Below are 18,231 nucleotides of genomic sequence, written 5' to 3' on the forward strand. Positions count from 1 at the left end.
TCTCCTGGGAAGGTGGCGCCCGTCGAGCGCACATCCTTAATAGGGAGTGCTCGGCGTGGACGGTGTCCCGCCGCCCCCTTCCCTGTCACCCGCTCAACGCGTTCACGCCACGGACGTCATGCGCACCACTTCGTCGAACGACGTGAGTCCCATTGCCAGTTTGCGCACCGCCGCTTCGCGCAGCGTCCGCGTACCGCCCCGGCGTGCCGCATCCAACATCTGTCGGTGGTTGGCCCCACGCGAGATGAACTCACGCAGCTCGTTGTTCATGTTGACGATTTCGAACGCACCCGTGCGACCCCAGTACCCGGTGCCGCGGCAGCGCACGCACCCGGCGCCCTTCACGATGCGCACTCCGCCCGGCAGTAGCGGAATGGGCGCGCCCAGCATGGCCAGTTCGTCCTGCGTGAGCGTCGTCGGCTGCGCGCAGTGCGGGCACACGCGCCGCAACAGGCGCTGGGCCATCATCCCGATGAGGCTCTGTGCCAGCAGGAAGGGTGGCACGCCCAGGTCCATCAAACGCGCCACCGCGCCAATGGCGTCGTTGGTGTGCAGCGTGGAGAGCACCAGGTGGCCCGTGAGCGCGGCCTGCACGGCGTTCTCCGCCGTCTCCGCGTCGCGGATTTCGCCCACCATGATGACGTCCGGATCCTGGCGGAGGATGCTGCGCAGCGCGCCGGCGAAGTCGAGCCCCACCTTGGGCTGCACCTGCACCTGGTTGAAGCCGTCCCACACCATTTCGATCGGATCCTCGATGGTGGTGACGTTGACGTCCGGACCGGCAACCGCCTTGAGCGCCGAATAGAGCGTGGTCGTCTTGCCGCTGCCCGTGGGACCGGTGACGAGGATGATGCCGTGGGGCTGATCGATCCACGACTCGAAGACGCTCTTCTCGTCCGGGTCGAAGCCGAGCTGGGCGATGTCCTGCACCAGCGTCTCCGGATCGAACACACGGATGACGACCTTCTCGCCAAAGGCGGTGGGCAGAGTGGAGACGCGGAGCTCCACCTCGCGACCATCGCGCTCGGTCTTGATGCGGCCGTCCTGTGGCTTGCGCTTCTCGGAGATGTCGATGCGCGAGAGCGTCTTCACGCGCGACACGATGGGCGGATGCACGCCCGCGGGCAGCGTGTACACCGGGTGCAGCACACCATCGATGCGCAGACGTACCAGCGAGGTGTTGCGCTTGGGCTCGATGTGGATGTCCGAGGCGCGGTTGTCGAAGGCGTAGCGCAGCATGTAGTCCACGGCCTGCACCACGGGCTGGTCTCCCGCGTCCAGCTCCTGACGGCCACTGAGCGAGACGAGCTGCTCGAAGTTGCCGATCTGCGACGAGTTCTGGGGATTGGTGTTGAAGTCATCCGCGGCGCGCGCCAGCGTGCGCTTGAAGCCATAGATGTCCGCGATGGCCTTGAGGATGTCCGTCTTCGCGGAGAGCACCGGCTCGATGGGCATGCCGGTGAGCACGTGCATGCTCTCGAAGAGCTCCTTGTCGAAGGGGTTGGCCACCGCCACCAGCAACCGGCCATCCTGACCGCGCTCCAGCGGCAGCAGCACGTGCTTCTGCGCGAAGGGACGCGACACGGTGCGGGTGGCCAGCGCCATGTCCAGCTTGAGCGGGTCCACCTTCTTGTAGGGGACGCCGGCGGCACGGGCGGCGATCTCCGTGACACGGTCCTCGTCGAGCACGCCGCGCCCATCCGCCAGGGGCACCTGGAAGGCGGCGACGATCTCCACCGGAGAGACCTCGTAGCGCGCCGCGTCCTTGCCGGTAATGCCCTGGTTCTTGAGGACCCGGGCCCGCGCGGCCTGCTCGCGGGCGAGGATGTTCTGCCCCTGATCAGCGGTGAGCACCCGCTGCGTGACGAGCGCCTCGAGGACGAAGGGAAGGGAGAAGTCGGTCTTGCTCCTCGACGGAGGAGGAGAAGCGGGCGGGGTCACGGGCGCTGGCAACGGCGTCTCCTTGCGGCCACGAAGAACAAAAAGAGAGGGCCGAGGCATCCCGGCACTGACACACGGCGGAATCCTGGCTGCCCTGCCGGCAGTCTATCCGCGAATCGCCTGGATGGTCGCCTCGACCAGCGCCTCGGGGGTGGGACGCTCGGCGACCGTGGCCACCGTCAAACCCAGCCGGGCCAGCGCCGCCGCGGTGGTGGGACCGATGGCCACCAGCCGGGCCGCGCCCAGCCGCTCGCGCCCCGCCGCCTCCAGGAACGCCTCCGCGGTGCGCGGCGAGGCGAAGAGGGCCACGTCCGGGGGTGAGGACTGGAGCTGCTCCTGGGTCTCGGCCGGCAGCGACACGGGCGCGGAACGGTACGCCGTCACCCGCGTCACCCTCGCGCCATGCTCGCGCAAGGCGTCCTCCAGCTCGCGTCGCCCCTCCTCGGCCGCCGGCAGCAACACCTCGTCCTCCGGCTCCAACGTGGGGCGCATGACCTCGTAGAGCGATGCACCCGTCCCCTCGGGGGACTCGACGGCCACGTTCAGCCCGTAGCCCTCCACGGCGCGCGCGGTCCGAGGCCCCACCACGGCGATGCGCACCTGCGCCAGCCGCGCCGTCGTACCGGCCTCACGCAGCGCCTCCATCAGCGCATCCACCGCCGAGGGGCTGGCGAACACCACCCACTTGTAGCGTTGAACGGACTCCGCGGCCGCCTTCAACGGGCGCGGATTCTCCGGAGGCAGCAACTCCAGCAGCGGGACATGCAGCACGTGCGCCCCCTCGTCCTCCAGGAGGAAGCACAGCTCCTCCGAACGTTCACGGGGGCGCGTCACCAGGACACGGATGCCTTCGAGTCGCTTTTCCACGGGCGCGCACTCTAGGACTCCGGCACGGGCGAGGCGCGACCAAAATCACGAAGGATCTCCGCCGCGCCGAGCGACAACAGTTCCTCGGCGAGCGCTTCACCCACGGCGAGAGCCGTTTCCACCGGACCGCTGCGCTCCGCCTCCACCACCTTCGAGCCGTCCGGCCGCCCTACCAGTCCACGCAGACGGACGGTGTTGCCTTCCACCGAGGCGTGTCCGGCCAGCGGGACGGTGCACCCGCCCTCCAACCGGGCCATGAAGGCGCGCTCGGCCGTCACCGCGATGCGCGTGGTGGCGTCCTCCAGCGGCGCCAGCAGACCGCGCACCTCGGCGTCCTCGGTGCGGCACTGGATGGCGAGCACGCCCTGCCCCACCGCCGGCAGGCTGAGGCTGGTGGGCAGCACCTCGGTGATTTCCGTCTCCAGCCCCAGACGCTTGAGGCCCGCGTAGGCGAGCACCGCGCCGTGCAGCTCCAGCTCGCGCATGCGCGCCAGCCGGGTCTGCACGTTGCCGCGCAGGCTGATGATCTCCAGGTCCGGCCGCCGCGAGCGCAGGATGCAGCTGCGCCGCAGCGAGGACGTGCCCACCCGCGCCCCCTTGGGAAGCATCTCCAACGAGAGCCCGGCCGGGCTGCAGAACGCGTCGCGCGGATCCTCGCGCCGGGGCACCGCCGCCAGCAGCAGGCCCGCGGGCAGCACGGACGTCATGTCCTTGAGACTGTGGACGGCCAGGTCCGCGCGGCCATCGAGCAGCGACTGCTCGATCTCCTTCACGAACAGCCCCTTGCCGCCCACGGTGGACAGGGGCGCGGAGAGGAAACGGTCTCCCGCGGTGGTCATCTCCACGAAGGAGACCTCCAACCCGGGGTGCTGCTGGGTGAGCAGCGAGCCCACGTGACGGGCCTGCCAGAGCGCCAGCGGACTCTGCCGGGTGGCGATACGTACGGCCTTCATCCCTTGCCTCCGTTGGCCACCACATTGGGGCCGGCCGTCCCCGCGCCGGGCGCGGGCACTTCATCGAGACCGAAGAGCTCGGCGGCGGCTCCGGCCAGCCGATTGCCCTCGTGCTCGGGACCCACCGACCGCAACCGGGCCGTGGGCTCGTGCAGCAGCTTGTTGACGATGGCGCGCGCCATGGCCTCGACGCTCTTGCGCTGCTTGTCGGTGAGGCCGTCGCCAATGGCGGCGAGCGTGCGCTCCACCTCGGCACGGGCGATGGCCTCACCGCGCTGACGCAGTTGGGCGAGCACGGGCACACCATTGCGCACGGCCCGCTCGCGCACGAAGCGGGCCACTTCCTGGGCCACCAGCACACCGGCCTTCTGCGCTTCCTCGGCACGGGCGGCGGCGTTCTCCGCCACGAACTTCTGGATGTCGTCCACGTCGTAGGCGTGCACCCAGTCCAGCTCCCCCACCTCGGGGGCGATGTCGCGCGGCACGGCCAGGTCCACCATGAAGAGCGTCCGGTGCTTGCGCGCCCTGGCCACCGCGCCCACGTTCTCCTTGGTGAAGAGGGGCACCGGCGACGCCGTGCTGCACACCACCACGTCCGCCGCGGTGAGCAGCGTGAAGAGCTCCTCGAAGGGACGCGCGGTGGCGCCCACCTCGGCCGCGAGCGCCTCGGCGCGGGCCAGGGTGCGGTTGGCCACGAAGAGCCGGGTGGCGCCCGCCTGCTTCAGGTGACGCGCGGCCAGCTCCGCCATCTCGCCCGCGCCCACCAGCAGCACCGTCTTGTCGCGGAGCCCGTCGTACACCTTGCTCGCGAGCGCCACGGCCGCGCTGGCCATGGAGGTGGCGGCCCGGCCGATGGCCGTCTCCGTACGCACCCGCTTGGCGCAACCGAAGGCCGAGGCGCACACGCGCGTCAACTCGCCGCGCACCGCGCCCGCGCCCTGGCCCCGCTCGAAGGCGTCCTTCACCTGGCCGAGGATCTGCGCCTCGCCCAGCACCATGGAGTCCAGGCTGGCCGCCACCCGGAAGAGGTGGACCAGCGCGTCCTCGCCGCGGTGCTCGTAGAGGTGCTCGAGCGCCTCCGGGCCGCCAAGCCGCCGCAGCTCGTCGAGGGCGCCCTCGCGCACCCGGTTCATGTCCGGCGCGGCCAGGTACAGCTCCACCCGGTTGCAGGTGGACACGAGCAGCGCCTCGTTGGGCGCCTGGGCCAGCCGCCGCAGCAGCTCCACCTGCTGGTTCTCCGGTAGCGCGAGCCGCTCACGAACGGAGAGCGGCGCGGTCCGGTGCGAAATGCCGATGCAGAGGAACTCCATGGCTAGCGCCAACCTCCGCTGACATGGATGAAGTCATACGAGGAGAGGAAGGACACCAGCAGCAACCCGAACCCCGTCATGGTCAACAGCGCGACACGCCGGCCCCGCCACCCGCCGAAGGAGCGGGCGCCGACGAGCGCGGCGAAGACAGCCCAGGCCACCAGCGTGGCGATCTGCTTGGACTGCCAGGCCCAGAAGAAGCCCGGCGCCGCGCTGGAGAAGAACGCTCCGGTGACGAGCGTCACCGACAGCGCGATGAAGCCCACCACCACGAGCTGGCGGTTGAGGGTGTCGAGGAACTCCAGCGAGGGCAGGCGCGCGAAGAGCAGGCCGAAGCGCTTGCCCTTCACCTGCCGCTCCATCAGCAGGTACATCCCCGCGACCCCCGCGGCCACCGCCGAGGCGGCCACGCCCAGCAGCGCGATGGTGATGTGCACCGGCAACAGGGGACGCTGCACGTCCGGGGACAGCGGGCCTCCACCATCCAGCAGCAGACCCGGCAGCAGCACCGCCACGGCCAGCGGGGTGATGAAGGCGCCAATCACCGGCCTGCGGTAGCGCACATCCACCACCAGGAAGATGGCCAGCAGCAGGAAGGCGAAGGTGGAGAAGCCCTGGGCCATGCCCACGGGACGACCCCCCTGCGCCCCGAAGAGCCCGAAGAGGGCCACTCCGTGCAGGGCCAATCCCATGCCCACCAGCACCCGACCGGTGGTGGCGAGCGCCCCCATCTGTCGGACGAGGTAGGCCAGATAGACCAACGCCGCGACGACATAGGCGTGGCAGGCGAGGGAGACCAGCGCGTGGTTCATGGAGACACAACCCAAAGTGGCTGAGGGGGTCAGCCCATTTTGTTCAGGAGGAACGCGGCGAGGAGATCGGCCTCGGAACCAGGCTTGCCGTCCGCCGAGGCGGCATCCGAGGGTGAGGAGGGCACCTCGGCCACATAACCGGGAACCACTTCGTATGCCGTATCTCCGAGCAGCACCGAGTCGGCCATCTGCTCGGCACCCAGGGACTTGAGTTGCTCCTCGGTCTTCACCTTGGTGACCAGGGCGTTGGAGTCCTCTCCGGTGACGAGCTGCACGATGTGCACCGCCGGTATGACCGGGTACACACCTTCCTCACCGGTCACCACCAGTACACCGTCCTTCACATCCGCTTTGTCCTCCAGTGCCCACTCCTCGAGCTGGGTCTGGGGAAGGAAGAGCCTCATCACGGCGCTAGCTTACACCTCCGCGCTCCAGGCCGAAGCGCCATCTACCATTGGGAGAACAACGGCTTGCGACCCCCGTGCCCCATCCGCATCTAAGCAAGCGAAGGGGCGGGAAAATCCCGTCCTTGCAGGCCCGGCGGACGCGTACTAGAGCACGCGCCTCCTTGCTTACCTGCATGCCGGAGGAGACACATGGCAGGCGCTGACGTGATGAACATCGGGGATGGGGAGTTCGATAAGGAAGTGCTGAAGTCCGACCAGCCCGTGCTGGTGGATTTCTGGGCCACGTGGTGCGCCCCGTGCCGGGCCATCGCTCCTTCCATCGAGGAGCTGGCGACCCAGTACAAGGGGAAGGTGAAGGTCGCGAAGATCAACATCGACGACAACCAGGACACGCCGCAGCAGTACGGCATCCGCTCCATCCCCACCCTGCTCGTCTTCAAGGGCGGCAAGGTGGTGGAGCAGATCGTCGGCGCCGTGCCCAAGGCGAAGCTCGAGGCCGCGCTCCAGAAGGCCATCTCGACCTGAGCCGTTCCTCGTCCCGCGCGGAATGCCCTCCCGGGTCTCCGCGCGGGACGAAGTCGGCGTGGGCTCACTCGCCCCGCCACGTATCCGTGGGGTTGTTCGCCTTGAGGAGCTCCCACGCGGCGAGCGCGTCCACCACCCGCTCCAGCTCGTTGGGCAGGCCCCGGGCGCGATTGGAGCGCAGGTACTCCTCGGCGAAGGTGCGCAGCCGCATGTCCAGGAAGAGGCGCGCCAGCGACACCTCCGTCTGACCGTAGAACTCCTCGAAGCGGATGCCGAAACCGGTGGGCTCGTCCTCCCGGCGGGGGCGCTGCTCGCGCACGATGCGGGCACGGGCCTCCACGGGCGCCGCCCCCTCCTCCAGGGAGAAGCGGACCCGGAATTCGGTATCCATGGGGAGGAAGAAGGTGCTCTCCAGGAAGGCCCCTCCCACGCTCACGTTGGCCGAGCGCAGGGTGGCGGTGAAGCGCCGCGCGCCGTCCTCATCGTCGATCCACAGCTCGAAGTTCGTGGCGAGCCGTGCGCGGGGGAAGTGCCGGTGCTCCACCTCCTCCGGGGTGCCCGGCTCGATGACGGGGGAGAAGAAGGAGCGGGGAGCGGCAGGTGCCGCCGGGGTACGGGAGGGAAACCCGGGCCTGGCGGGCGGTGGCGTGGGGACGGCCCGGCGGAACGGATCCACGCGAGGAGCGGGCGTGGCGGGCGGCGTCGTCCGGGCCGGCTCGACCCGGGGCGCCACGGGGGGTTCCACCCGCCGGGCCGGCTCGGGACGCGCGGCCACCTCCGTCCGTGGGGCCGCTGGAGGGGCTACCTCCTTGACCTCGGTGTCATCCGCCTGCGCGGGTGCCTTCTTCCGGGAGCCCTTCCTGTCCATCTTCACCTCCGGGGGGAATGGACAGATTTCCATACCCCAACCGGCGCGTTTCATACACCATGCGCGCGCCCGTCCGCGCGCGGAGATTGCATGCTGGGAAACCTCCTGAAACCAGAGTTCGACGCGCTCATCGCCGCCAAGGATTGGAACTCCTTGCGGGATGCCTTCTCGGACATGGATCCGGCGGACATGGCCGAGGTCATCGAGGATCTGCCCGCGGACGAGAGCGGCATCATCTTCCGGCTGCTGCCCCGGGACACGGCGGCGCTCGTCTTCGAGTACCTGCCGCCCCATCAGCAGACGGAGATCGTCGAGACGCTGGGCAAGGAGCAGCTGAAGAACCTGCTGGACGAGATGGCGCCGGACGATCGCACGCGCCTGCTCGAGGAGCTGCCAGCCGAGGTGACGAAGCGGCTGCTCACCTCGCTGTCGCCGGAGGAACTGAAGGTCGCCCGCAACCTGCTGGGCTACCCGGAGAAGAGCGCCGGCCGGTACATGACGCCGGAGTACCTCACCATCCCGGGGAATCTGACGGCGGGCGAGGCCCTCGCGTACGTGCGCTCGCATGGGCAGGGCCGCGAGACGCTGCACGTGCTCTACATCGTGGATGAGAAGGGCCGGCTGCTGGACGACGTGCGGCTGGCCTCGCTGGTGCTGGCCGAGCCGAAGACGAAGGTGACGGACATCCACGACAGGCAGATGGTGAGCATCCCGGCCACGGCGGACCGCGAGGAGTTCATCAGCATGTTCGAGAAGTACGACCGGGTGGCGCTGCCGGTGACGGACTCACAGGGCGTGCTGGTGGGCATCATCACGGTGGACGACGTGCTGGACGCGGCCGAGGAAGAGGCCACCGAGGACATCCAGCGCATCGGCGGTATGGAGGCCCTGGAGGCGCCCTACCTGGACAGCGGAATCCTGGAGATGCTCCGCAAGCGCGTGGGCTGGCTGACGGTGCTCTTCGTGGGGCAGATGTTCACGGCCACGGCCATGGCCCACTACCAGGACGCCATCGCCCAGGCGGTGTTCCTGAGCGCCTTCGTGCCCCTCATCATCTCCTCGGGAGGCAACTCGGGCTCGCAGGCCACCTCGCTCATCATCCGCGCGCTGGCGGTGCGCGATGTGACGCTGAATGACTGGTGGAAGGTGGCCATGCGCGAGGTCGTCAGTGGCGTGGCGCTGGGCCTCTTCCTGGGGCTGCTGGGCCTCTTGCGCATCCTCGTGTGGCCGCAGCACGAGGTCCTTTACGGCCCCCACTTCTTCTGGGTCGGCGTGGCGGTGGGACTGAGCGTGCTGGGCGTGGTGACGTTCGGCACGCTGTGCGGCTCGATGCTGCCCTTCCTGCTGCGGCGGTGCGGGTTGGATCCCGCCACCGCCTCGGCGCCCTTCGTGGCCACGCTGGTGGACGTCACCGGCGTGGTCATCTACTTCACCGTGGTCACCCTCATCCTCACCGGCCGCGGGCTGTAGGGCCCCGGCCGGAGCGGAGAGGGAGCTCACGGCGGCTCAGAACATGTGGCGGCGCATGCTGATGTTCACCAGCAGCCCGATGCTGAGCATCACGCTGAGCAGCGAGGAGCCGCCGTAGCTCAGCAGCGGCAGGGTGATGCCCGTCACCGGCAGCAGGCCGATGACCATGCCGATGTTCTCGAACACCTGCCAGAAGAGCATGGCCACCACGCCCACCGCCACGAAGGCGCCGAATCTGTCCCGGGCGTTGAAGCCCACTCCCAGCCCCAGGGTGAAGACGAGGCCGTAGAGCACCAGCAGGAGCACGCACATGATGTAGCCGTGCTCCTCGGCCCACACGGAGAAGATGAAGTCCGTGTGCTGCTCGGGGAGGAAGGACAGGCCCGTCTGGGTCCCCTCCTTCCACCCCTTGCCATGCAGGCCCCCGGAGCCCACGGCGATCTTCGACTGGGCCGCGTGGTAGCCGCTACCGCGTAGGTCCGACTCCGGATCCAACCACCCGGAGATGCGCTTGCTCTGGTGCGCCTTGAGCAGGTGCCGGACGATGGTGGTGCGCGGCTCGGGCACGTCCCGCACGTAGTCGTTCCAGATGATGATCGCCCCGGCGAGGATCCCCGCCACCATGATGGCCACCAGGTACCAGCGCACCTTGCCGAACAGGATGACGGTGAGCGAGGACAGGAAGATCATCAGCGCGGTGCCCAGGTCCGGCTGCACCAGCACCAGCACGAAGGGCACCATCACCACCGCCACCGGCTTCACCAGGCGCTTGAGGCCGTAGGAGCCGTCTCCGGGCTTGAAGTCGTCGTGGTAGACCTTGGCCAACATCAGCACCACGCCGATCTTCATGAACTCTGCGGGCTGGATGCGGATGGGGCCCAGGACGAACCAGCTCTCCGCGCCCTTGGCCTTGTGGCCGAAGACGCGCAGCGCGAGCAGCGCCAGGATGTTGAGGATGTAGATGGGCAGCGCCATCCGCTGGAGGACCCGGTAGTCCACCAGACACACGATGAGCCCGGCCACCAGGCTGACGCCCAGATAGATGGCCTGGCTCGTCCACACAGGCGAGGACTGCGCGCGCGAGGCCGAGGCCAGGTTGAAGATGCCCAACCCCGCCACCGCCAGCACGCTGAAGATGAGCCCCCACGGAATGTGGGGCACCATTCGCCGCTCAATCCGAAGTTGCATCGTCCCCTCCAGCCACCTGGGTCCCCCGGGTGAGCGCGACGTTGTCCAGGCTCGGCGCCGCGGGCAGCGTCGAGACGTAGGGCGTGTTCTGGCGGGGCGGCGGGTTGGCCGCATCCTCCTTCTTCAGCTCGAAGTACTTCCTGATGACCGCCATGCCGGTGGGCGCGGCATCCGGACCACCGTGACCACCGTGCTCGTTGAGCACCACCACGGCGATCTCCGGATCCTCGGCGGGCGCGAGCGACGCGAACCACGCGTGGTCTCGCTGGAAGAAGTCCATCTGGTGCGCCTTGAGGCGCACCGCGCCGATGGTGACCACCTGCGCGGTGCCCGTCTTTCCCGCCACCGTGACGCCCAGGTCCTTCACGCCCGACTGCACCATCGCCCGGTAGGCCGTACCGCCCGGCACCATCGCGGTGGCGATCAGCCCCTCCATCACCGCACGACGGTGCTCCGTGGGGATGTCTACCTTGTTCACCACCTGCGGCTCGAAGCTCTGCACGACCTCGCCGTCCAGGCCCTCGATGCGCTCGACGAGCTGCGGCTTGAACAACGTGCCGCCATTGCCGATGGCCGCGTACACCAGGGCGAGCTGCAGCGGCGTGACGTTGACGTCGCCCTGCCCCATGGAGCTGTTGAGCGCCATGCCCTTGGTGTAACCACCCGGGGACAGCTTGTTGTGGTACTCGCTGGACGGCATGATGCCCGGCACCTCGGCGAGTACGCCGATGCCCGTGGGCGCACCCAGGCCCAGGGCCTTGCCCATCTCGGCGATGGGATCCAACCCGATGGTGTCGGCCACCTTGTAGAACCAGCTGTCACACGAGTACTGCATCGCCGTCTTGCCGTTCACCGGCCCGTGGCCACTTTCCTTATGGCAGCGCCAGCTGCGAGCACCCAGCCGGTAGCTGCCCGAGCAGTTCACCACCGTCTCCGGCCGGAAGTGGCCCGACTTGTACGCCGCCAGCGCGGTAATCACCTTGAAGGTGGAGCCCGGGCTGAAGTGATCCGCGGACACGCGGTTGATCATCGGCTGCAGCGGATCCTTCGCCAGCGCGGCCATCTGCGACGGGGTGATGCGGCCGGTGAGCAGGTTGGGATCGAACCCCGGGCGCGACACCACCGCGCGGATGAAGCCCGTCTTCACGTCCACCACCACCACCGCCCCCGCGGCGGCGGGGAAGGCGCGCTCCGCCGCCTCCTGTAGCCGCATGTCGATGGACAGCATCAGGTTGTTGCCCGGCCGCGACGACACCACGGCATCCTCGCCCAGCTTGTCGCTGAACTCCTCGATGATGCGTCCGCGCGCGTTGACGACTTCCTTGCGCACGCCGTCCGTGCCGCGCAGCGTGGACTCGAAGTAGCGCTCCAGGCCGCGCCGGCCGATGTAGTCGCCCAGCGCGTAGTGAGCCCCCTCGGACCTGAGCCGCGCGAGCTCTTCCGTGGTGATCTCGTTCATGTACCCGAGCACGTGAGACAGCACGCTCCCGGTGCGGTAGTTGCGGTGGGGCACGGGCACCACTTCCACGCCGTCCAGCATGTCGCGGCGGGCGTTGATGCGATCGTACTCGTCACGCGTCAGGTCGATGCGCACCGGCAACGGCTGGAAGGGCGCCGTACGCCTCGCCAGGCGGACCTGCTCCTCCACCTTCTTGCGCGAGGCCTCGTCCCATCCGAGCAGCTCGCCCAGGCGTGGCAGCACCTCTTCCGCGCAGTTGGTACAGAAGGCGGGCGTGACGAAGGCGTCGAAGGAGGGACGGCTGTCCACCAGGATGGTGCCGCGCCGATCCTTGATGAGGCCCCGGTCCGCGCGCAGGCGCACCTCCTTCACGAAGTTCGCCACGCTCTTGGCGGCGTACTCCTCGCCCTGGGTGATCTGGAGGCGGTAGAGCTGGACGGCGAGCGCCACCAGCCCGGCGATCATGGCCAGACCCACCCACACGAACCGGCGCTTGAGATCGCGCCCGGGAGTCGTCTCGGACAGAGTCGGAGGCGTCAACGCAGCAACCCCGCGGAAGAGGAACGGTCCTGCGACGCCTCGAAGCGCCGCAACAAGGGATAGAGGAACATGGCCGCCAGGCCGGTGAGCGTCACCTGCAGGGGCAGGCCCGGCAACAGCGCCAGGGCCGAGCCTTCCTTCATGGTGAGCCAGGTGAAGAAGCTCGCCAGCATGCCGTGGCCCATGTCCGCGCCCATGGCGAAGAGGACGAAGGCCGCGCGGCTGCGCACTTCCACCAGGCTCACCACCAGCTTGCCCACCAGGAAGGTGAAGACGGCCAGGAAGGTGAAGAGGCCCGTCGGCTGACCGCTCATCAAGTCGAGCAGGTAGCCCACGGAGAAGGAGGAGATGGCGCCTTCCAGGGTGTTGGCGCGCACCGCCAGGAAGGCCACCAGAACCACCGTCACGTCGATGCGGCTGATGGCCAGGCCCAGCTGCTGCACCACCACCGACTCCAGGGTGAGCAGCAACAACGCCAGTCCCATGGTGACCAGGAACTTCATCTAACGCTCACCTCCGGAACCACCCGCCGACCCCTGCACCAGGGCCCCAAAGGGGTTGCCACGCACGAGCACCTCCTCCAGCCGCGTGGTGTCCACCGCGGGCTCGATGTCTCCGCCCAGGAACATGCCGTGCTCCGTCTTCTCCAGTTGCGTCACCTTCCCCACCACCAGCCCCGGCGGATACACGCCGTCCGTACCGGAGGTGATGATGAGGTCTCCCACCTGGACATCCTCGGTGCGCAACATGTTCTCCAGCCGCAGCGGGCCCTTGCCCTCACCCGCCGCCGTGCCCCGCGCCCTCGAGCGCTGCACCCGCACACCCACCCGGCTCTGCGCGTCCGTCACCAGGGCCACGTCCGCCCACCCGCCCGTGGTGCGCACCACCTGGCCGACGATGCCGTCCGGCGTCACCACGGACATGCCGCGGTACACCCCGTCCGTCTCGCCCCGGTTGATTCGCACCGACAGCAGCTTGGCCACCGGGTTCACCCCGATGACCCGCGCGGCGATCTCCGGCCCCGGCACCGCCTCGGCGTAGGAGAGCAGGCCTCGCAGCCGTTCGTTCTCCACCCGGGCCTCGCCCAGGGCCTGTACGGCGGCCCGCAGTTGCAGGTTCTCCGCCCGCAGTTGCTCGTTCTCCTGCCGTACCTCGCGCAGATCGATGTAGCCGAACACCACGGCCTTGACCCCGTCGATGAGGCCCACCAATCCACGCTGCAAGGGGGCGGTCAAGCCAATGACCACCCGGTCCACGAAATTGGGGTCCCGCCCGCGCCGCCCCGTCGTCAGGAAAGCCCCGAACGGGTAGAGCAGGAGCACGCCCACGATGAGAAGCGTTCGGTAGCGCTTGAGAAGCGACAGCACTTCGTGAAGGTCCGTGTGGGAGAGAGGGAGCGGCAGGAACGACAGGGGGCTCGCTAACTACTCTGAATCGCTTGCATTTTCCGGGGTGTTGCTCTAGGCAGTCAAGGTCTTCACGGAAGGTGGCGTTCCATCGTCCACCATCCGACCGGGCACCCAACACACGCGCGTCGCGAATCCTTCCACCGGGAATCACGTGGCGCGTCTCAAGGCACAGAAACGGTCACGGCATCATGAAGGACGCTCTCGAGCCGCGTAAGGTCTTCTCGATCCTCTTCATCATCGCCATCGCGGTGGTGTTCACCTTGCAGTTCGGCCCAGGCAGCTCGGGGTTCGGCGCGTCCAATCCGGGCGGCCAGGCGACGCCCTCGGCCGCCGCGACGGTCAACGGCAAGGAGATCCCCGTGCTGGAGTTCCGCCGCGAGTACGCGGGGCAGCTCCAGTACCTCCGCCAGCAGGGCAGCCCGGTCACCGAGGCGGTCGCCCGCCAGTTCGGTCTGCCGCAGCAGGTGCTGGAGCGGATGGTGAACACGGAGCTGCTGGCCCAGGCGGGCGAGCGTCACGGGGTGCGCGCCTCGGATGAGGAGATCCTGAAGATCCTCCACAACAGCCCCGAGTTCCAGAAGGACGGTGTGTTCGACTACGCCACCTACCAGCAGGTGCTGCGCGACTACTTCCGGCAGACGCCCGCGGACTACGAGGAGGACATCCGCAAGCGCCTGACGGCGCAGAAGATGCTGGAGGTGGTGCAGAACGGCGCGGTCGTCTCCGAGGATGAGATCCGCGCGCGCTTCGAGAAGGAGGGCAACCAGGCTCGCATCGTGTTCGCCCGCTTCCTGCCCACCATGTACGCCGACAAGGTGCCGGCCCCGAGCGCCGCGGACCTGGCCGCCTACCGTCAGGCGCACGAGAAGGAGATCAAGGACTACTACGAGGCCAACCGCTTCGTGTACCAGCAGCCCGAGCGCATCCGCGCGCGGCAGCTCCTCCTCAAGGTGGCCCCCAACGCCACGCCGGAGCAGAAGGCCCAGGTGATGGAGCGCGCCCAGGCGCTGCGCAAGGAGCTCGAGGGCGGCAAGGACTTCGCCGAGGTGGCCGCCGCCAACAGCGAGGATCCGGGCACCAAGGCCAAGGGCGGAGACCTGGGCTGGGTGGAGCGTGGCAACTGGGATCCCGCGCTGGCCACCGCGGCCTTCGCGCTCGAGCCCGGCCAGGTGACGCAGCCCATCGAGACGCCGTTCGGCATCCACCTGGTGAAGGTGGAGGAGAAGAAGCCGGCCCAGGACAAGAAGCTGGAGGAGGTGCAGGACGAGATCGCCACCACGCTCTACAAGCGGGAGAAGGCCAAGGAGCTCGCCCAGGCCGAGGCGCAGAAGGCGCTGGCCGCGGTGAAGGGTGGCAAGACGCTCACCGAGCTCTTCCCGCCGGAGAAGGAAGGCCAGCCGGCGCTGCTGCGCTTCGAGACGGAGACGCGTCCGGAGGCGGTGCAGACGGACACCTTCAACGCCGCCAGCACCAACGTGCCCCACCTGGGCCCCGCGCCGGACCTGCTCACGGCCGTGTTCGCCACCAAGGGCCCGCAGGTGCTCGACCAGGCCTACCCCGTGGGCGAGGGCTTCGTGGTGGCGCAGGTGACCGAGCGCCAGCTGCCGGATGACGCGAAGTTCGCCGAGAAGAAGGACGAGCTGCGCAAGCAGGCCCGGCAGGCCAAGCAGTACGAGGTGGCCGACTCCTTCCTCAAGCAGCTGAAGAAGAGCGGCAAGGTGGAGACCAACCCCGCCGCCATCGACCAGGTCGTCGGCGGGTAGTCGCCGCGAGAGGCCCGGCCTCTCGTCCAGGGGGGCGTCACCCTTCGGGGAGGCGCCCCCTTCTTCATTTCCTACCGGGCCTCATGGCCGGGCCCCCGGGCATGTCCGCGTGGGGCACGGCGATGCAGATGTCATCGCGGCCCCGGGCCTTGGCGGCGTACATGGCGAAGTCCGCGGCCCGCACCAGGTCCACCGACGACAGGGCGTGCTCCGGGTAGGTGGCCACGCCGAGGCTCGCCGTCACCTGGAGATCCAACCCCTGCGACTGTTGGAAGCGCCGGGCGCGGAAGGCGTCGCGGATGCGGGTGGCGCTCGTCATCGCCCCGTCCGTGCCCGTCTCCACCAGCAGCAGGGCGAACTCGTCCCCGCCATAGCGGAAGACATAGTCCAGCTGCCGGCAGCACGAGACGAGCAGCTCGCCCACCTCCTTCAACACGGCGCTGCCCACCAGGTGCCCATGGGCATCGTTGATGGACTTGAAGCGGTCCAGGTCCAGGAAGACGAGCGACACCGGGTGGTGGAAGCGCTGCGAGCGCCGCACCTCGTGCTCCAGCTGCGCGCGCAGGTGCCGGGCGTTGTAGACGCCCGTGTGCTCGTCGGTGATCGTCAGCTCCTGCACCCGCCGGAAGTTGCGCGCGTTCTCGATGGCGATGGCCGCGAAGTCCGCGATGGCCGTCAGCGCCATCAGGTCATCCTGGGTGAAGGGCCGGTCCGTCACGCCGTTCACCAGCTCGATGACGCCCAGCACCCTGCCCCGCGCAATGAGGGGCACCGCCACGATGGAGCGGGTACGGAAGGCCGAGGCCGCGTCGAAGCGGGAGGCGAAGGTCGGATCGTGCGACACGTCCTCCACCAACCGCGCCGCCCCCGTGGAGAAGACGGCGCCGGCGATGCCCTCGCCCGGGGCCAGTTGCAGGCCCTTGAGCACGTCCGCCCCCTCCCCCACGGCGATCTCGAAGTAGAGCTTGCCGGTGCGCTCGTCCTGCAACAGCAGCGACCAGTTGCGGGGCCGGAGCAGGCTGCGCACCTTCTCCATCATCAAGTTCAATACCTCACGCAGCTCGAGCGTGGAGGTCAGTGCCTTGGCGATGTCGTTATAGGCGGCCAGCTGCTCCACCGTGCGCGTCATGGCCGCGAGCAGGTCCGCGGGATTCATCCAGAGTCCACTCCAAGGCGCAGTTCTGCTAGAGGCGAGCCGTAACATGCACACATCAGTGGGTCAAACCCGGCTCGTTCTCGCGTCCGCTTCGCCGCGTCGGCGCGAGTTGCTCGGCCAGCTCGGACTGGCCTTCGAGGTGTCCGCCGCGGACATCGACGAAACCCCCCATCAGGGCGAGGCTGCACAAGCCTACGTGCTCCGTCTGGCCCGGGAAAAGGCCAGAACGGTGGCGGCCCGCACTCCCGGCGCCTGGGTCCTGGCGGCGGACACCACCGTCGTGCTCGGCGACGAGCTGCTCGGCAAACCCCGCGACGAGGCCGAGGTCCGGGAGATGATGGGCCGTCTGTCGGGCAGGACACACGAGGTCCAGACCGGCGTGGCGCTGGCCGGACCCTCGGCCGAGCACTCACTCGTGGTGAGGACCCGCGTCACCTTCCGCGCGCTGAGCGCGGGGGAGATCGCCTGGTACGCCAGCACCGGCGAGTCCCTGGACAAGGCGGGTGGCTACGCCATCCAGGGAAAGGGTGGATTCCTGGTAGCGGCGATCGAGGGCAGCCCCACCAACGTCATCGGCCTGCCCCTGGGTGAGACGCTGGAGCTGCTCGCCCGGGCCGGCCTTCCCCTTCCCTGGAGCACCCCATGAGCAGCGTCGCCGAGCGGCTGGCGGAGGTACGAGCGCGGGTGGAGAAGGCGTGTGCCCGCGCGGGGCGGGAGCCCGGCTCCGTCACCCTGGTGGCCGTGTCCAAGCTGAAGCCGGCGGCCCTCATCCGCGAGGCATATGCGGCGGGGCAGCGGGACTTCGGAGAGAACTACGCGCAGGAGTTGAGGGACAAGGCCGCGGAGCTGGCGGACCTGGAGGGCCTGCGCTGGCATGCCATCGGGCCGTTGCAGACGAACAAGGTGAAGTACGTGGCGAAGGCCGCGCTGTCGTTCCACGCGCTGGACCGGTTGGAGGTGGCCCAGGAGCTGTCCCGCCGCCGGCAGGACGCGCCCATCCCCTGTTACGTGGAGGTGAACGTGGGCGGCGAGGCCAGCAAGAGCGGGCTGGCACCGGAGGCGCTCGGGCCCTTCCTGAAGTCCGTGCGCGCGCTGCCGGGCCTGAGGGTGGAGGGCCTCATGTCCCTGCCCCCGCCCACCGAGGACGAGCAGGTGGCGCGCGGCTACTTCCGCACGTTGAGGGAGCTCGCCCAGCGGCACGGGCTGACGGGCCTGTCCATGGGCACCACCCATGACTTCGAGCTGGCCATCGAGGAAGGGGCCACCCTGGTCCGGGTGGGCACCGCCATCTTCGGAGAGCGGACCTGAGCCGAGGGGCCCCTCTCCGGGGGCCTCACAGCTCCTTGAACTTGAAGCGACCGTTGTCCATGGCCTTCACCAGGAACTCGCAGCCGCAGTAGTTGCAGAGCACCTCCTGGCCATCCTTGAGCGCGTCCTCGAGCGGGTTGTTGGCGTTGCACTCGGGGCAGTCGAAGTCCTTGCGGGCCCCTTTCGCACCCGCGTCCTTGTCGTCCTCGTCCTCGTAGTAGTCCAACGGCATCGCGTCCCTCCTGGGCCAGGTGT

At 68.9% G+C, this 18,231-nt stretch carries 18 protein-coding genes; 5 read left to right on the forward strand and 13 right to left on the reverse strand.

Annotated elements, in window-relative coordinates; genetic code table 11:
- Nucleotides 1-102 precede the first annotated feature (102 nt).
- From JQX13_RS49820 to JQX13_RS49845, 6 genes are all read right to left on the reverse strand, one after another.
- Nucleotides 103-1,953: a GspE/PulE family protein gene (locus JQX13_RS49820; protein WP_203406402.1), complete on the reverse strand. Its 1,851-nt coding sequence runs from the start codon at nucleotides 1,951-1,953 to the stop codon at nucleotides 103-105.
- A 93-nt stretch (nucleotides 1,954-2,046) separates the two neighbouring features.
- Complete coding sequence (locus tag JQX13_RS49825) at nucleotides 2,047-2,808, reverse strand: uroporphyrinogen-III synthase (RefSeq protein ID WP_203406403.1); 762 nt, start codon at nucleotides 2,806-2,808, stop codon at nucleotides 2,047-2,049.
- An 11-nt stretch (nucleotides 2,809-2,819) separates the two neighbouring features.
- Nucleotides 2,820-3,761 carry a hydroxymethylbilane synthase gene (gene hemC, locus JQX13_RS49830; RefSeq protein ID WP_203406404.1) on the reverse strand — a complete coding sequence of 314 codons (942 nt, stop codon included), beginning with the start codon at nucleotides 3,759-3,761 and terminating at the stop codon, nucleotides 2,820-2,822.
- Nucleotides 3,758-5,071 (reverse strand): glutamyl-tRNA reductase, encoded by a 1,314-nt coding sequence (gene hemA / locus JQX13_RS49835; RefSeq protein ID WP_203406405.1) that lies wholly within the window; start codon nucleotides 5,069-5,071, stop codon nucleotides 3,758-3,760. The genes hemC and hemA overlap by 4 nt, the downstream gene beginning before the upstream one ends.
- 2 nt (nucleotides 5,072-5,073) lie before the next feature.
- A complete protein-coding gene (locus tag JQX13_RS49840) occupies nucleotides 5,074-5,883 on the reverse strand; it encodes a cytochrome C assembly family protein (protein WP_203406406.1) in 810 nt (269 codons plus the stop codon).
- 29 nt (nucleotides 5,884-5,912) lie between these two features.
- Complete coding sequence (locus JQX13_RS49845) at nucleotides 5,913-6,287, reverse strand: hypothetical protein (protein WP_203412579.1); 375 nt, start codon at nucleotides 6,285-6,287, stop codon at nucleotides 5,913-5,915.
- 192 nt (nucleotides 6,288-6,479) lie between these two features.
- Here JQX13_RS49845 and trxA point away from each other — a divergent pair, with 192 nt between their 5' ends.
- Nucleotides 6,480-6,815 (forward strand): thioredoxin, encoded by a 336-nt coding sequence (gene trxA, locus JQX13_RS49850; protein WP_203406407.1) that lies wholly within the window; start codon nucleotides 6,480-6,482, stop codon nucleotides 6,813-6,815.
- A 64-nt stretch (nucleotides 6,816-6,879) separates the two neighbouring features.
- On the opposite strand, the gene JQX13_RS49855 is transcribed toward trxA, so the two are convergent.
- Nucleotides 6,880-7,683, reverse strand: coding sequence for a PilZ domain-containing protein (locus tag JQX13_RS49855; protein WP_203406408.1), 804 nt, complete (start codon nucleotides 7,681-7,683; stop codon nucleotides 6,880-6,882).
- A gap of 90 nt (nucleotides 7,684-7,773) precedes the next feature.
- On the opposite strand from JQX13_RS49855, the gene mgtE reads away from it, so the two are divergent.
- Nucleotides 7,774-9,153 carry a magnesium transporter gene (mgtE, locus tag JQX13_RS49860; RefSeq protein WP_203406409.1) on the forward strand — a complete coding sequence of 460 codons (1,380 nt, stop codon included), beginning with the start codon at nucleotides 7,774-7,776 and terminating at the stop codon, nucleotides 9,151-9,153.
- A gap of 36 nt (nucleotides 9,154-9,189) precedes the next feature.
- Here mgtE and rodA read toward each other — a convergent pair whose 3' ends face one another.
- The 4 genes from rodA to mreC are packed head-to-tail and all read right to left on the reverse strand — an operon-like array spanning nucleotide 9,190 to nucleotide 13,707.
- A complete protein-coding gene (rodA, locus tag JQX13_RS49865; protein ID WP_203406410.1) occupies nucleotides 9,190-10,341 on the reverse strand; it encodes a rod shape-determining protein RodA in 1,152 nt (383 codons plus the stop codon).
- Complete coding sequence (mrdA, locus tag JQX13_RS49870; RefSeq protein ID WP_203406411.1) at nucleotides 10,325-12,340, reverse strand: penicillin-binding protein 2; 2,016 nt, start codon at nucleotides 12,338-12,340, stop codon at nucleotides 10,325-10,327. Before mrdA ends, rodA begins: the two co-directional genes overlap by 17 nt.
- Nucleotides 12,337-12,843: a hypothetical protein gene (locus tag JQX13_RS49875; RefSeq protein WP_203406412.1), complete on the reverse strand. Its 507-nt coding sequence runs from the start codon at nucleotides 12,841-12,843 to the stop codon at nucleotides 12,337-12,339. The genes mrdA and JQX13_RS49875 overlap by 4 nt, the downstream gene beginning before the upstream one ends.
- On the reverse strand, nucleotides 12,844-13,707 hold the full coding sequence (gene mreC, locus JQX13_RS49880) for a rod shape-determining protein MreC (RefSeq protein ID WP_203406413.1): 864 nt from the start codon (nucleotides 13,705-13,707) through the stop codon (nucleotides 12,844-12,846). It lies immediately after the preceding gene.
- Between the two features lie 230 nt (nucleotides 13,708-13,937).
- On the opposite strand from mreC, the gene JQX13_RS49885 reads away from it, so the two are divergent.
- On the forward strand, nucleotides 13,938-15,512 hold the full coding sequence (locus JQX13_RS49885) for a peptidylprolyl isomerase (protein ID WP_203406414.1): 1,575 nt from the start codon (nucleotides 13,938-13,940) through the stop codon (nucleotides 15,510-15,512).
- A gap of 64 nt (nucleotides 15,513-15,576) precedes the next feature.
- On the opposite strand, the gene JQX13_RS49890 is transcribed toward JQX13_RS49885, so the two are convergent.
- Nucleotides 15,577-16,668, reverse strand: a complete 1,092-nt coding sequence (locus JQX13_RS49890) for a GGDEF domain-containing protein (protein WP_203406415.1) — start codon at nucleotides 16,666-16,668, stop codon at nucleotides 15,577-15,579.
- Nucleotides 16,669-16,714: 46 nt separating this feature from the next.
- Between JQX13_RS49890 and JQX13_RS49895 the strand changes: the two genes are divergently transcribed.
- The gene (locus JQX13_RS49895) at nucleotides 16,715-17,314 is read left to right on the forward strand and encodes a Maf family protein (RefSeq protein ID WP_203406416.1); all 600 of its coding nucleotides are present in this window, start codon (nucleotides 16,715-16,717) and stop codon (nucleotides 17,312-17,314) included.
- Nucleotides 17,311-17,976 carry a YggS family pyridoxal phosphate-dependent enzyme gene (locus JQX13_RS49900; RefSeq protein ID WP_203406417.1) on the forward strand — a complete coding sequence of 222 codons (666 nt, stop codon included), beginning with the start codon at nucleotides 17,311-17,313 and terminating at the stop codon, nucleotides 17,974-17,976. The genes JQX13_RS49895 and JQX13_RS49900 overlap by 4 nt, the downstream gene beginning before the upstream one ends.
- A 25-nt stretch (nucleotides 17,977-18,001) precedes the next feature.
- Here JQX13_RS49900 and JQX13_RS49905 read toward each other — a convergent pair whose 3' ends face one another.
- A complete protein-coding gene (locus JQX13_RS49905; RefSeq protein ID WP_203406418.1) occupies nucleotides 18,002-18,208 on the reverse strand; it encodes a hypothetical protein in 207 nt (68 codons plus the stop codon).
- Nucleotides 18,209-18,231 lie beyond the last annotated feature (23 nt).

Origin of the sequence: Archangium violaceum, from assembly GCF_016859125.1 — a bacterium.
GTDB lineage: Bacteria > Myxococcota > Myxococcia > Myxococcales > Myxococcaceae > Archangium > Archangium violaceum_A.

Excerpts from the sequence above, each read along its gene's own strand:
- hemC (WP_203406404.1), bottom strand. The coding sequence starts at position 3,761 with ATGAAGGCCGTACGTATCGCCACCCGGCAGAGTCCGCTGGCGCTCTGG.
- hemA (WP_203406405.1), bottom strand. The coding sequence starts at position 5,071 with ATGGAGTTCCTCTGCATCGGCATTTCGCACCGGACCGCGCCGCTCTCC.
- JQX13_RS49840 (WP_203406406.1), bottom strand. The coding sequence starts at position 5,883 with ATGAACCACGCGCTGGTCTCCCTCGCCTGCCACGCCTATGTCGTCGCG.
- JQX13_RS49845 (WP_203412579.1), bottom strand. The coding sequence starts at position 6,287 with ATGAGGCTCTTCCTTCCCCAGACCCAGCTCGAGGAGTGGGCACTGGAG.
- trxA (WP_203406407.1), top strand. The coding sequence starts at position 6,480 with ATGGCAGGCGCTGACGTGATGAACATCGGGGATGGGGAGTTCGATAAG.
- JQX13_RS49855 (WP_203406408.1), bottom strand. The coding sequence starts at position 7,683 with ATGGACAGGAAGGGCTCCCGGAAGAAGGCACCCGCGCAGGCGGATGAC.
- mgtE (WP_203406409.1), top strand. The coding sequence starts at position 7,774 with ATGCTGGGAAACCTCCTGAAACCAGAGTTCGACGCGCTCATCGCCGCC.
- rodA (WP_203406410.1), bottom strand. The coding sequence starts at position 10,341 with ATGCAACTTCGGATTGAGCGGCGAATGGTGCCCCACATTCCGTGGGGG.
- JQX13_RS49875 (WP_203406412.1), bottom strand. The coding sequence starts at position 12,843 with ATGAAGTTCCTGGTCACCATGGGACTGGCGTTGTTGCTGCTCACCCTG.
- JQX13_RS49885 (WP_203406414.1), top strand. The coding sequence starts at position 13,938 with ATGAAGGACGCTCTCGAGCCGCGTAAGGTCTTCTCGATCCTCTTCATC.
- JQX13_RS49890 (WP_203406415.1), bottom strand. The coding sequence starts at position 16,668 with ATGAATCCCGCGGACCTGCTCGCGGCCATGACGCGCACGGTGGAGCAG.
- JQX13_RS49895 (WP_203406416.1), top strand. The coding sequence starts at position 16,715 with ATGCACACATCAGTGGGTCAAACCCGGCTCGTTCTCGCGTCCGCTTCG.
- JQX13_RS49900 (WP_203406417.1), top strand. The coding sequence starts at position 17,311 with ATGAGCAGCGTCGCCGAGCGGCTGGCGGAGGTACGAGCGCGGGTGGAG.
- JQX13_RS49905 (WP_203406418.1), bottom strand. The coding sequence starts at position 18,208 with ATGCCGTTGGACTACTACGAGGACGAGGACGACAAGGACGCGGGTGCG.